Annotated in this window: 9 protein-coding genes; 5 read left to right on the forward strand and 4 right to left on the reverse strand. The window is 54.5% G+C overall.

All coding sequences use genetic code 11. The features are described from left to right. Positions 1-125: 125 nt before the first annotated feature. From adhP to MFFC18_RS07185, 3 genes are all read right to left on the reverse strand, one after another. Positions 126-1,358, reverse strand: coding sequence for an alcohol dehydrogenase AdhP (gene adhP, locus MFFC18_RS07175; RefSeq protein ID WP_202907550.1), 1,233 nt, complete (start codon positions 1,356-1,358; stop codon positions 126-128). Positions 1,359-1,490: 132 nt separating this feature from the next. Beyond that, on the reverse strand, positions 1,491-3,206 hold the full coding sequence (locus tag MFFC18_RS07180; RefSeq protein ID WP_075085047.1) for a cation:proton antiporter domain-containing protein: 1,716 nt from the start codon (positions 3,204-3,206) through the stop codon (positions 1,491-1,493). Positions 3,207-3,468: 262 nt separating this feature from the next. Continuing rightward, the gene (locus tag MFFC18_RS07185; protein WP_075085046.1) at positions 3,469-4,347 is read right to left on the reverse strand and encodes an MYG1 family protein; all 879 of its coding nucleotides are present in this window, start codon (positions 4,345-4,347) and stop codon (positions 3,469-3,471) included. 278 nt (positions 4,348-4,625) lie between these two features. Here MFFC18_RS07185 and MFFC18_RS07190 point away from each other — a divergent pair, with 278 nt between their 5' ends. Together MFFC18_RS07190 and MFFC18_RS07195 are read left to right on the forward strand one after the other, a co-directional pair. Further along, on the forward strand, positions 4,626-5,333 hold the full coding sequence (locus tag MFFC18_RS07190) for an Mpv17/PMP22 family protein (RefSeq protein ID WP_148618695.1): 708 nt from the start codon (positions 4,626-4,628) through the stop codon (positions 5,331-5,333). Positions 5,334-5,483: 150 nt separating this feature from the next. Further along, positions 5,484-6,932, forward strand: coding sequence for a nucleoside hydrolase-like domain-containing protein (locus MFFC18_RS07195; protein ID WP_075085044.1), 1,449 nt, complete (start codon positions 5,484-5,486; stop codon positions 6,930-6,932). Between the two features lie 58 nt (positions 6,933-6,990). On the opposite strand, the gene MFFC18_RS07200 is transcribed toward MFFC18_RS07195, so the two are convergent. After that, the gene (locus MFFC18_RS07200; RefSeq protein WP_087149669.1) at positions 6,991-7,587 is read right to left on the reverse strand and encodes a DUF4254 domain-containing protein; all 597 of its coding nucleotides are present in this window, start codon (positions 7,585-7,587) and stop codon (positions 6,991-6,993) included. A 245-nt stretch (positions 7,588-7,832) separates the two neighbouring features. Here MFFC18_RS07200 and MFFC18_RS07205 point away from each other — a divergent pair, with 245 nt between their 5' ends. From MFFC18_RS07205 to MFFC18_RS07215, 3 genes are all read left to right on the forward strand, one after another. Further along, positions 7,833-9,149, forward strand: coding sequence for a DUF1501 domain-containing protein (locus tag MFFC18_RS07205; protein WP_075085043.1), 1,317 nt, complete (start codon positions 7,833-7,835; stop codon positions 9,147-9,149). 100 nt (positions 9,150-9,249) lie between these two features. After that, on the forward strand, positions 9,250-11,607 hold the full coding sequence (locus tag MFFC18_RS07210; protein WP_075085042.1) for a PPC domain-containing protein: 2,358 nt from the start codon (positions 9,250-9,252) through the stop codon (positions 11,605-11,607). Beyond that, positions 11,604-14,222 (forward strand): DUF1549 and DUF1553 domain-containing protein, encoded by a 2,619-nt coding sequence (locus tag MFFC18_RS07215; protein WP_075085041.1) that lies wholly within the window; start codon positions 11,604-11,606, stop codon positions 14,220-14,222. The genes MFFC18_RS07210 and MFFC18_RS07215 overlap by 4 nt, the downstream gene beginning before the upstream one ends. The last annotated feature ends 9 nt before the right edge of the window (positions 14,223-14,231 follow it).

Consider the following 14,231-nt stretch of genomic DNA (forward strand, 5'->3'; position numbering starts at 1 on the left):
TGTTTGACAAATTGATTTTCATGTCATCAACGCGGCCAAACATAAACGGCAAGGCGCTAGCCGCCGTTAAAAAGCGCAACGGAACGGCGGCTAGCGCCTTGCCGCTCACATTTACCAAACAGTGCCTAAGGTTGGATGACGACGCGGCCGTTGATCTCACCGTTTTCAAGACGCGTGAAGATTTCGTTGATCGCACTCAGCGGCTGAACCTCGACGGTTGTTTTGACTTTGCCTTCAGCCGCGAACTGCAACGCTTCCTGCATATCCTTCCGCGTTCCGACGATTGAGCCGCGGACAGTGATTCGTTTCAACACCACATCGAAAATGGGAGTAGGAAACTCTCCCGGAGGCAATCCGACCAACGCACAGGTTCCGCCGCGACGAAGCATGCCGAGGGCTTGATGAAACGCCGGGACCGAGACAGCGGTCACCAACGCTCCGTGAGCTCCACCGGTTTGCTGTTGCACCTGATCGATCGGGTTTTCGGAATTTGCGTTCACCGTGACTTCTGCCCCGAGTGATCGAGCAAGTTCCAGTTTCTCATCGGCGACATCGACAGCGGCAACGTGCAGACCCATTGCTTTCGCGTACTGCACGGCCAGATGACCTAGCCCGCCGATTCCTGAAATCACGATCCACTCGCCAGGTTTCGCTTCGGTTTCCTTGATGCCTTTGTAAGTCGTCACGCCCGCACACAGGATCGGTCCGGCATGCACCGGGTCCAGGCCGTCAGGGATTTTGGCGACATAGGCTTCCGGAGCCACCACAAAATCGGCGTAGCTTCCGTTGACCGAGTAGCCGGCGTTTTGCTGGCTCGGGCACAGCGTTTCCCAACCCGTAATGCAGTACTCGCAACTGCCACACGCTTTGTACAGCCACGGAACTCCGACACGATCGCCGACTTTAACCAGCGAAGTCTCCGAACCGACGGCCTCGACGATTCCGACTCCCTCGTGACCCGGAATGAACGGCAGCTCTGGTTTCACGGGCCAATCACCGTTGACCGCGTGAAGGTCCGTGTGACAGACACCGCAGGCTTCGACGCGAATCAGGACTTCGCCTGCCGCCGGTTGCGGGACGGCAACCTGCTCGATTTTCAACGGCTGGCCGAACGCGTGAGCGACGGCGGCTTTCATTGTCGTCGGAAGGTTCGGTGATTTGGATCGCGGAAGTTCAAGCGTCTCAGACATGACTGGATTCCTGTTCGATACGTTGCGATTGATTTTTCTCTCAGTGCAAATGTTCTTCAAAGCAAAGCGTGTGCCAGCGAGAACTTGAGGCTCGACATCGCCCCAGAAAGCCGCGTCGCAGCGATCGACCAACTGCTGCAAAGCGTGAATCTCCCGGATTTGGTTCATGCCGTGAGCGGATTTTGGGTCGTGGCTGGTTGGAATGTGCGGATTTGACACAGTGCCCGCACAGTCGCTGCGGAGACGAAAAGTCTTCTAACCCTCGGCAAACGTTAGACGGACTTGTCAGGCGGAGGCTTGTCAGGCGGAAACTTCTTTTCTGATCCGACGCTCGATCCAGGCGTCGATCTTTTCCTGTTCCACGCTCATTGCAGACAGAACTTTCTCTGCCAGCCCCACGCCAGGGTTTTCTGAATTCGTGACGATCGCATGCATCCCAAGATTCTCAAGCCGTTCCACGTCGGCTTTGTCTGTAACCGACGCGATTCGCATCAGCTTCGGAAAACGCTCCAGCACGATGTGGTTCAAATCGATAGCCACGTCGACTCGAATGTTGCCGAACACCAAAACGCTTCGCTGGTCCATCGAAATCGTCTCCGCCATCCTCAGATCGGCCAGGTCGCCGAACGTGACCTGATAGCCATCCACGGTTGCGGCGTTGAAGCGATCGTAGTCGTTGTCAATCGCCGTGAACTCGATCTGATGAGCCGTCAACGCGTCCGCGACGGTTCGACCGACTTCGTTCATGCGGAAGATGACAACGGGCGCCGTGGTTTCAATAGGAGTCACCTCGGACTTCGGCAACTCAATCGATCGACGCGTGCGAACGTGCAGTGCGAGACGATTACCCAGTTCCGAAACCGTCGGTGTCAGTGCCAGTGAGATTGCCGTGGCGCAAAACAGCACTCCGACATACTGCTCGCCAACCGCAGCACGCACGGCGGGAATGGAAACAATCACGAAGACGAATTCGCTTCCCTGGGCCAGCACGAAACCCAGTTGCATCGATCCGGGCAACGACCAGCCAACAATTTTGGCGGACGCGGAGATGGCGATGGCTTTGATCAAGATCATTGCAGCGACCAGCGACAGGATCTGCCACCAACCGCTTAGCAGAACATGCCAGTCCAGCGACATGCCGATCGAGATAAAGAAGAAAGCCAGCAACAATCCGCGAAACGGTTTGACTTCGGTTCGAATCAGATGGCGATAAGGAGTTTCGGCCAACATCATGCCGCCAAGGAATGCTCCGAGCGTCAACGAAAGTCCCGCCCAACCGCTGGCGGCAGCCATGGCGAGCACGATCAGCAACGCGAGTGCCGTGAAGATTTCATCGTTTCGCGTGCGGGCCACGACTGAGAACAAAGGCCGGATCGCGTAGCGACCAAGTGCGAACGCGATTGCAAACGCAATGGCTCCTTTCACGACCGCCAGCCCGACGGAAGTCAGCAAACTGGTTTGTGCCACGTCAGCTGATTCGACTGCTTCGGTTCCACCGCCGCCTGTTAACGAGCCTGCCAGAATCAACAGGAAAATGGCAAACACATCCTGGAAAATCAGGACTGCAGTCGAGGTCCTTCCGACCGGGCACTTGCTCTGGCCTCGCTCGGAAAGCGTTGGAATGACGACGGCCGTTGACGAAAGAGATAGTGCTCCGCCGAGCACCAACGCGATTTCGAAAGGGAACCCACACAGCATCAGTCCGCCGCCGAACGCAAGCAGCGTCAATCCCATTTGCAGTGAACCCAGCCCGAAAATATCGCGCCGCGTTTCCCAAATGTGACGCACCGAAAAATGCATTCCGATGTCGAACAACAGGAACACGACGCCCAGTTCGGCGAGCAAGTGGGTCGTTCCGTTTTCGTGAATCCAGCCGAATGCATGATGCCCGATCAGCACGCCGCCCAGCAAATAGCCGACGATCGGGCTGAGCCCAAGCCGACGCATCAACAGGATCGAAACGATGCAAATCGCCAACAACAGGATCGCCGGCAGGAGTGCAAAAACGTCTTCCATGAGATTTTACGGGTGTCTGAAAGTAAGGTCCGCGATTGTGGCCGATTCAGCAATTGGTTGGGCGGCAACATGTGGGGCAAGCAACGTCTCGTCGCGGGCGAGGCCACGGGTTGTACTTTATCACCAAACGCGACTCCCCGGGAAACCCTACGCGAAATACGTGATTAGCTGGCAGTCTGTTCGTCAGTTGCACAACCGTGTGGTCACAGGCACGGTCTTGATTTGCATCCGCCGTGCGAACACAGGCTTAGTTCCCGCTGCGTCACGCATCAACCACCGCGCCCGCCAGCAGTTCTTTCAGCCTGGCCGGATCGGTTGCGTCAACCTTCGCCACAAAGCCGCGTTTGTGGGCAAACCGCACGTCTTCCTGATTCTCGATCTGTGAGAAATTCAACCGTGGACAATCCTCGTATCGTGTCAAACCATAGCCGCTGCCGCGTCGATCGGGGTAAATGAGAGCGTGAACGATGTCTTCTTTTTTCTGTTCTGTGATGAATGCGTGAAGCCCGAACGAAGGATCGTTTGCGATTTCTGCATGTTGCTCAAGGAACAGAGCTTCAATCGGAGCTTCGTTTGCACCTTCGGTTTCAACGGTCCACCATTGGCAATGCTGTGCCAAAAAATCCAACCGCTCTCGTAGCGAACGCACGTAGTTCACAAGATCTTCTCCGACCATGCACATGACTTGATAGATCGGGTGTTCGGGTGAGAGTTCAGCTTCGTTTGCGAAACGGTTCAGCAACGTGACATCGATCGGCGAATTCAGCTCGCTCAACGCTTGCCGCGGAATGCCCATTAGCTTGGCGGTTTCATTGGGGCCGCGCGTGTCCAACCACTCGGTCGGTCGCAACCAGGCACAAAACGACAACGCGTCGTCGTACAGTCCCATGTGTTGTAGCACCAACGACAACGCACACAGCGGCGGAGCGTCTCGCGGGAACTGGTGGTGATCGAAGTTGTTCAACTCAGCATCATGCACGCCTCCAACGTCGACCACGCAGGTCGAAACGTTTGCCAGATCTTCATCGTTCGGTTCGCGTCGCTGGATGGGTGCTCCGTGCAGATGGGCGAGCAGACTGCAGGCCAGAAAGTCGTCTTTGTGGGCTCCGCCTGGATGGGTCACGATCAGTTTGATAGTCATGGCAATGTCGGTTCAGAATTTATGTCAAGTCAACGAGACCGCAGAGGATAACCGGAAACAAGGTCCACGACATCGGGATGCGAAGCGGTGGTGCAGGCCTTCGGCCAGTGATTTTCCGGTGGCCACGATTTCTGTTCTGACGTTTCTCGCGAGTTTCTTTTCGAATTGTCGCTCAGCGTTCGTCGATGCCACAACCTGGTTTGAAAGCCCACGTCACTGTCGCTGCGAAGTCTGTTAGAACATCTGAAACGAACGGACGGAACCAACTCAAGAACACCATGAAACCCAACAGCGCCCTGGCCACGGCGATTCAAACTGGCAAGCAGGCCGCTTGGCAAAATCGTTGGCCCGGAGCAGCACTCTGGCTCTTCGGCGTCGCATTGATTGCCGGCTACTATTGGTTCGAACCGATTCGCAGCGGGTTGGAGAGAATCGGCGAAGTCAAAACCCGATATGGCATATTGTTCGGGATTGTCTCAACCGCGATTTTCGGCGGCCTCATCCCCAGCATCCTGCGTGTCGCGGTGGATCGGAAAGTTCCCCAGGCTTTTTGGGGACTGTTGATTGCCAATGTAATTTTCTGGGCCTTCAAAGGCGCCGAAATCGATCTGTTCTATCGCTTTCAAGCGTGGATGTTTGGCGACGACAGCAGCGTCAAAACGATTGCCAGCAAAGTTTCCTTTGACGCGTTGCGATACGGACCGCTGATGGGCCTGTTGAACTGCGTGCTGTTTTACATCTGGCAAGACAACGGCTACTCGTTTTCCCAGACGCGAACAGCGTTGGGGCGGAACTGGTATGTCCGCAAAGTCTTGCCGGCATTGATCTCCAATTGGTGCGTGTGGCTGCCGTCAGCGATCATGATTTACTCGCTGCCGCTCGCGCTTCAACTACCGGTCCAGAATCTGATCCTGTGTTTTTGGGTTCTGGTGTTGGTTTTCTTTACCACTACGATTGAAGATGAAGCGGCGGAAAGCATCGCTTGATTTGTAACGCGTATGTTTTTTGATTTTCAGTGGCGATAGAAATGTCGCCTCAGGAAAGTACGATTCAAACTTTGGATTGTGGAAGTGCCGGTCGGCTTGATCCACGAGAATTGAAATCATCCATTCGGCCTTTATCATCACGAGAATCCCATGAAGAACTATCTCAGCTGCCTGATTTGTTGTGTCTGTATTGGAACCGCCGTCGCGAAGCCAACTGTTGCGGACGAAAGCACGGTTCCTGAAAAGGCGAGGGTTTTCGTCCTGACCGACATTGAAAACGAACCCGACGATGCCATGTCGATGGTTCGTTTTCTGGTGTACGCGAACCACTACGATATCGAAGGGCTTGCTGCGACGACGTCACTGCATCAACAACGCCGTGTCGCGCCGCAACGAATCCGCCGGATCGTCGAAGCCTACGGGAAAGTGCGTGACAATCTGGAAAAGCACGAGCAAGGTTTCCCGACGGCTAAATCACTGTTGGGCATGGTAACCGAAGGCCTTCCGGTTTACGGCATGAACGGCGTCGGAGAAGGCAAAGACTCGGAGGCTTCAGAGGCACTTGTTAAAGCGGTCGACAAAGATGATCCACGTCCAATTTGGGTGACGGCCTGGGGCGGACCAAACGTGTTGGCTCAAGCACTTTGGAAAGTTCGCGAGACTCGAACGGCCGAGGAATTGAAAAAATTTGTCTCAAAGATTCGCGTCTATACGATCTCCGACCAGGACGACAGCGGACCGTGGCTTCGTGAGCAGTTTCCCGATCTGTTTTACGTTGCCAGTCCAGGCTTTCATCCGGGAGCCGCCTATCACCATGCAACGTGGAGCGGCATCAGTGGTGACAAATTTCATGCACGCTGCGCGGGAGCCGACTTTGATTTGGTGACCAATGAGTGGCTGGATAAAAACATTCGTCGCAAAGGGCCGCTGGGTAAGGAGTATCCGCATTGGGAATACTTGATGGAAGGCGACACGCCCTCATTTTTAAACTTGATCAACAACGGACTCAATAATCACGACCATCCAAACTGGGGCGGGTGGGGAGGACGATACGAGTTTTACACGCCACGAATGCAGAAGTGGTTTTTGCAAAAGGAAACTCGTCCGTTCTGGGCTTGTGCGGACGATGAAGTCAAAGGCATCGATGGTCGCTGGTATGACACCAATCATGCCACGATCTGGCGTTGGCGCGAGGCCTATCAGAATGACTTTGCGTCACGGATGGATTGGACGGTCAAAGATTTCGGTAACGCCAATCATCCTCCCATCGCGAAGCTTGGCCATCCCGACCGACTAACAGCGAAGAAAGGCGAAGAAGTTTCACTGAGCGCTGAAGGTTCGGCGGATCCGGACGGCGATGCTCTTTCGTACCACTGGTTTGCCTATGTCGAAGCCGGAACGTTTCTATGCTCGAGCGCGACATCAGGGCAGCCGATCGAAATCGAAGGCTTTGATCAGCAGAAGGCGACATTCAAGATTCCGACTCGGAACGTCATGCCGCCGGGCACTGGGACCTTGCATATCATCCTGGCCGTCACAGATCACGGATCTCCACGGCTTACGCGATATCGCCGCGTGATCGTGGACCTCACGAATTAATGGCGTTGGACAGTGCTTCACGCCACTCAGGTGATTGGCTGACAGCTTTCGCCGCTGGTTATGCGACCTGCTTTTTGTACAGATACGGGTTGAGTGACGGATCGTTGTACATCTTCAGCTGGCGATACGTGCGATGACGCTTGCGGCCGGCGAAGATGTCGTCTAACAGCTCCTGCAACGAATTGCTTAACTCGTCCTGCTGCAAGCGACAGATCGCGATCTTGTGATTCACGGAATCAAGATGCTCCTGATTCACATCGCTGCGCTCAAGCTGCTCTTCCATGTGATAGATTCGCAGCGACAGAATCGAGAGCCGATCAATCACGCTGCCAGGCGTTTCGGTGTTGAGCCGAGCGTCGGGTTGAACTTTAACGCTTCGCGACTGAACAAGCTCGGTGATATAGTCGTCGACTTTCTCGATCCAGTCGTTCCGGTTTTGGTTGAAGCCGTCGATCGCACGTTTAACTTCAGCGATTTTCTCGTCCGTCACGTCGCGGCTGCGAGCGATGTCTTCCTGATGCCACAGCTGATAATTAAATTGATGCTGAGTGCAAACGGCCTGTTCCAAATCAGAGTACGGATTGTCGATCGGCTCGTGATGCCAACGTGAAACCGTTTCCATCTGGAGCGTAACAATATCCTGGACATTAATCATTTTTTCTTCCATGAAAATGATGGGCTTGCGCATCCGACAATTAACTTTTTCGGATTCGTTGAAGTATCGCCAAATCAGCCGCAACCCAAAACATCAATTCAGGTTCAAAGTGTCGAGCTGCCATAAAAGCCGGCATAATCTGCACAGATTCGCATTTAATGCGAGACTAACCTCCGTAAATTGACAGTTTGGACATTTCGGCCTAGTTTGGAAGCAAGGACGTTGCCACTTCCAGGAGCTTACGTATGAGACGCGACAAGTGTACGGACCATTTTCTCAGCCGCCGAAACCTGCTGACCGTTGGCGCCATCGGCGGACTTGGTTTGACGCTGACGGACTTCTTCAAAATGAAGTCGGCGCAGGCTGATCAGAAGTTTTACGAGAGTAAAGAAGGCACGGCCAAGTCCGTCATTTTTATCTTCTTGCCAGGCGGGATGGCTCAGCAGGAGTCCTTCGATCCCAAGCCTTACGCTCCGCTGGAGTATCGTGGTCCGCTGAAGACGATCGACACGAAACTCACCGGCGTCAAGTTCAGCGAACTGTTTCCGCAGACCGCGAAGGTTGCCGACAAGATCACGGTGATCAACTCGATGACTCACGGCGAAGCGGCTCATGAGCGCGGCGTCCACAACATGTTCACCGGCTACCGTCCCAGCCCGGCGCTTCAGTATCCGTCGATGGGTAGCGTGGTCTCGCACGAGTTCGGCCCGCGACAGAATTTGCCACCTTACGTTTTCATTCCGAACCAGCCAAACACATTCGCTGGCACGGGCTACCTCAGTTCATCTTTCGCCGGATTCAGTTTGGGTTCCGATCCGGGCCGAAAGGACTATCGCGTTCGCGATTTGCAACTGCCCGGCGGTGTCGATCCGAATCGTTTCGGGAAACGGCAACGTATTCTCGACGTCGTGAATCAGCATTTCCGCGAAAAAGAAAAATCGGACTCTCTCGATACGGTCGACACGTTTTACGATCGAGCCTACGGTTTGATCAGTTCAGAGAAAGCTCGGCTCGCGTTCGACATCTCGAAAGAAGACGACAAGCTTCGCGAGGCTTACGGCAAGAACGAAGCTGGAGCACGTATGCTGTTGGCACGTCGTTTGGTCGAAGCCGGCGTTCGCTTTGTGACGCTAACTTACAGCGGTTGGGACCACCACGATCAGATCGAAGACAAATTCCGTCGACAGGCTCCTGCGTTCGATAAAGCCTACGCGACGTTGATCAACGACCTCGATCAACGCGGCTTGCTGGACTCAACGATGGTTTGTGTCACCAGTGAATTTGGACGTACGCCGAAAATCAATGCGACTGCCGGACGCGACCACTGGCCAAAAGTGTTCAGCACGTTGATGGCGGGCGGCGGCATCACGCGTGGTCAGGTTTACGGCAAGTCCGATTCGACGTGCAGCGAGCCTGCCGAGGATCCGATGACGGTCGAGGACTGGGCGACGACGATGTACAAGTGCATCGGCATCAATGCAGACAAAGAGCTGATGGCTCCTGGAGACCGACCGATCGAGATCGTCGACGGCGGCCAAGTGCGGCAGGACCTTCTGGTTTAATTCGGTCATTCTTTTTCGCGGGCTCCCGCATGACTCGTCGGCGCTTCAAATTTGGCCGACGAGCAACCGGCGTTTCGCATGATTTAACCTACATCTTTGTATGCTCAAATATAAACACAACCTGTTCGCGATCTTGATCTGTTTCGCGGCTGCTTCCACGAGTTTTGCCGCCGGCGTGCCAGGAACGCCTGTGCTGAACCAGATCGTTCCGAGAGGAATGCAGCGTGGCACCGAAAAGACGTTGCTGTTTACCGGAGCTCGGCTGTTCGACGCGAAAGAAGTTTTCTTTTATGACGACGGCTTTGAGGTCAAGAATATCGAGCAAGTCGACGGCAACAATGTCAAAGTAACCGTTGCCTGCGCCGAAACCTGTCGCATTGGCGAACACGTGGCTCAGCTTCGCACCGCCAGCGGCGTTTCCGACTACCGCAACTTCTTCGTCGGAGTTCTCCCCGAGGTTGACGAAGCAGAGCCGAATTCTGAATTCACGGCGCCGCAAAAAGTGGCACTCGGCACGACCATCAATGGCGTCGTCCAAAACGAAGACGTCGACTGGTTTCAACTTGAAGCCAAGCAAGGGCAACGAATCTCTGTAGAAATCGAAGCGATTCGGCTTGGCTTCATGTTCGATCCCTACATCGAGATCCGTGACGCCGAAGGCAACGAGCTCGCGAAATGCGATGACTGCCCGTTGCTGAAACAGGACGCCTTTCTGTCGATTCATGCTCCGGCAGACGGTCTGTACACCGTCATGGTTCGCGAGACTTCGTACGGCGGAAACGGTAATTGTCGCTATCGCTTGCATGTAGGGAACTTTCCCCGTCCAGCTTTGGTGTTTCCCGCCGGCGGCAAGTTCGGTGAGACGAAAGAGGTCACGTTTCTCGGTGACCCGGGCGGACCGATGAAAAAGAGTGTCACGCTTCCGACCAGCGAGGGGTTCCGTGGAGGTCTGTTTTGCGAAGACGAACAGGGAGTTTCGCCATCGCCGTTTCCGTTTCTGCTTTCGGATCTGGAATCTGTTGCCGAAGTCGAGCCCAACAATGGCTTTCTCGAACAGACCGCGGTGACGTTGCCGATCGCGATTGATGGTCGCATCGCGGAAGGCGACAGCAATGATTTTCATCGTTTCACAGCGAAGAAAGGTGAGACCTGGATTGTTGACTGCTACGCCCGGCGAATCGGCTCGCCGCTGGATCCGGTCATCAATATCTTCTACGCGAAAGACAAAAAGCACATTGCTGGCAATGACGATCTGGCTCGAAAGCCGGATGCTCAAATGCGGTTTCAGGTTCCCGAAGACGGCGACTATTTCGTGCGAGTGCGCGATCATCTGGACCGTGGTGGCGAAGACTTTATTTACCGTTTGCAGTTCGAGAAACCCAAGCCTGAATTGACGGTCAATATTAAACGGAATGATCGCTTTTCACAGCGACGTCAGCAGATTGCAATTCCCCAAGGCAACCGGTTTGGGTTGCTGATGGACGCGTCCAAGAAAAATTTCAGTGGCGAAGTCAAGCTGATTGCTGATTCGTTGCCGCCAGGCGTGACGATGGAATGTCGAACGATGGCGGCCAACATGACTTACATGCCGGTTGTTTTCACGGCGACGCAAGATGCCGAAATCGACGGCGGACTGTTTGATGTCAACGCCGCTCACGTCGACGACGCAAAGAACATCAAGGGCGGCTACGACTTGCGTGCCGATCTGGTTTTGGGCGTGCCAAACAACACGCTTTATTATCCTTGCCACGTCGACAAAGCCGCGGTCGCAGTCCTTGAACCGGTTCCGTTTCGACTGGAGTTGGTTCCGCCGAAGGCTCCGCTGTTGCGAGACGGTTCGACAAATGTAAAAGTCAAAATCTATCGTGACGAGGGCTACGAAAAAGACATCTACCTTCAATTTCCGTTTCGTCCGCCGGGCGTAGGTACGAACTACCAAGTGAAGGTCACGAAGGACAAAACCGAGTTTGATTATCCGCTCAATGCGAATGCCAATGCACAAATTGGCAAGTGGCCGATCTACGTGATGGGTTGGTCGGATGTGAAAGGTCAGTCATGGATTTCGACGCAGCTTTCGGAACTGGAGATTGCTGAACCGCGAGTCAAAATGCAAATGGCAATGACGAGCGTGACTCAGGGCGAGTCAGCAGAGATGGCGGTGACGCTGGAGCAGTTGATTGCGTTCGAAGGAGAAGCCACGGCTGAGTTGCTTGGCATTCCACCGAACGTGAAGACGAATTCGCCGCTGAAGTTCGACGCGAAGACCGAATCGCTGACGTTCAAGTTTGAGACCACTGACAAGTCGCCGCCTGGAAAACATGGACCCTTCATTCGTGTGACGATCCCGCAAAACGGCGCAACGATGGTTGCCAACGCTGGCCGCGGTCAATTGAGAATCAACAAGCCTCGACCTCCCAAGGTTGAGAAGGCGAAGAAAACAAAGGTGGCGACGAAATGATGTTGAAAATCACATTTGTATTTTTGCTTTCGTTCATGACGCAGGAAGCTGCGAAAGAACAACCTGCGCCTGATCAGCCTGCAAAGGTTGAGGCTGCCGCGAGCGAAACGGCTGCGGCTGCGCCTGAGCAAAAAACTGATCCCAAGCCAGCTCCTGCGCCCAAGCCCGTTCCTCCGCCGACGCCAGCTGCTGAAGCAAATCCAACGCCCGCGCCGGAGCCAACTCTTCCGCCAGCTCCAGCCCCCGAGCCAAAACCAGAACCGACGTCCAAGCTCAACGTTTACCCGGCGCAGATCACGTTAGGGTCAGCGCTGGATCGGCAGTCCATCGTCATCCAGCGAACGCTTTCCGACGGAATCACCCAGGACCTTTCGGATTCGAGCACGATTCGCATTGAAGGTCCTGCCGCGAAATTCGAAAACGGCTTCGTGCTTCCGGTCGCCGACGGGGACGCGAAACTGATCGTCGAAAACGAGATGCAGCTGGTCGAGATTCCGATCAAAGTCACCGGTGCGGCCAATGTTCCACCCGTCAGCTTTCAAAACGACGTCATGCCGGTGTTCTCCAAAACGGGTTGCAACGCAGGTAGCTGTCACGGTGCTGCTCGTGGAAAAGACGGCTTCAACCTTTCGCTTTACGGCTTCGATCCCAAAGGCGATCACCATCGTTTGACGCGTGAAATGCTGGGGCGGCGGATCAATCTCGCCGTACCAGACGACTGCCTGTTGACCAACAAAGCCACCGGCGCGGTCGCGCATTCGGGCGGCTCGTTGATGTCTCGCGATTCGGAATACTATCAAACGATCACCCGCTGGCTGAACGCGGGAGCCACTGAAGACGTCGGCAAAGTTCCGACCGTCGACAAAATTGAACTCTACCCTCCGGCTGCTGTTCTCAACGGGCCCGAGACGAATCAAAAACTGGCCGTCGTCGCGACCTACTCCGACGGCTCAACGCGTGACGTCACGAACCTTGCTTACTTTTCCACCAACAACGACAACTCGGCGAAAGTTTCGCAGTCTGGGGTCGTCACAGCAGCCAACCGCGGCGAAGCATTTGTGATGGCTCGTTTTGATACGCACACCGTCGGCAGCGACGTGATCGTTTTGCCAAAAGACGTTCAGTTCACGTGGCCGGATTCAATTCAGCCGCACAACTATATCGACGAGCGAATCCACGACAAGCTTCGCAAGCTTCGGATCATTCCGTCGGAAGTATGTTCCGACGCAGAGTTCATTCGTCGCACGTCGCTGGATATTTGCGGCATCGTGCCGACGAGCGAACAGGTCCAGACTTTCGTCGCCGATTCCGATCCGGAAAAGCGTTCGAAGTACATCGATCAGTTGCTGGAGCGGAAAGAGTTTGCCGAAATCTGGCTGATGAAATGGTCGGAGTTGCTGCAAGTCCGTTCGGTGAACAACCAGGTTAGCTATAAAAGCACGCTGCTGTATTTCGATTGGCTGAAAGAGCGAATCTCCAACAACGTGCCCGTCGATCAGATGGTCCGTGAATTACTGGGATCAACCGGCGGAACGTTTAGCAATCCGGCGACGAACTATTACGAGATCGAACGCGACAAACTGAAAACGGCCGAAAACGTGGCTCAGGTTTTCATGGGCACGCGAATCCAGTGTGCTCAATGCCACAACCATCCTTTCGATCGCTGGACGATGGACGACTACTATTCGTTCGCCGCTTTCTTTGCCAAAGTCAATCGCAAACAAGCCGAAGATCCTCGCGAGCGAATCATCTTCAACGGCGGCGGCGAAACGAAGCATCCGGTCACCGGGAAGACGATGCAGCCAAAGTTCCTCGGTGGCGCAGTGCCGGATACAAAAAACAAGGATCGCCGAGTCGTGTTGGCTGAGTGGTTGGCGTCGGCGGAGAACCCGTGGTTTTCTCGTAACCTTTCGAACATCGTGTGGGCTCACTTTCTCGGGCGCGGCATCGTGAACGAAGTCGACGACGTTCGCGTTTCAAATCCCGCTGTGAATCCACAGTTGCTTGACGAGATGGCGGCGAAGTTCGTGGACTACAAGTTTGACTTCAAGAAACTCGTTCGAGACATCTGCAACTCGAGAACCTACCAGCTTTCGACCAAGCAAAATGAAACCAACGCCAGCGATGAAACCAACTTTTCCCGATCGTCGTTGCGACGGATTCGAGCCGAGATTTTGCTGGACGTGATTTCGCAGATTACGGAAACTCGCGACAAATTTCGAGGATTGCCATTGGGTGCTCGGGCCGTGCAAATTGCCGACGGAAACACGTCGAACTACTTCCTGAATACGTTCGGGCGGGCAAAAAGGGAGACGGTTTGCAGTTGCGAGGTCATTATGGAACCTAACCTTTCACAGGCTCTGCACTTGATCAACGGTTCGACCGTTCAGAACAAGATCAAGCAAGGCGGCGTTGTGAAGAAGTTGATCGATGCGAAAAAGTCGGACGACGAGGTTCTTACGGAGTTGTATTTGCGATGCGTTTCGCGAAAGCCAACGGAGGCTGAGTTGACGGCGTTGAAAGCGACGGTTGCCGAAAATGCGAATCGTCAGCAAGCCCTGGAAGACGTCTTTTGGGCGTTGTTGAATTCGCGTGAGTTTGTATTTAATCATTGATGATGAACA

The organism is Mariniblastus fucicola (genome assembly GCF_008087665.1).
In the GTDB taxonomy this organism is placed as follows: domain Bacteria; phylum Planctomycetota; class Planctomycetia; order Pirellulales; family Pirellulaceae; genus Mariniblastus; species Mariniblastus fucicola.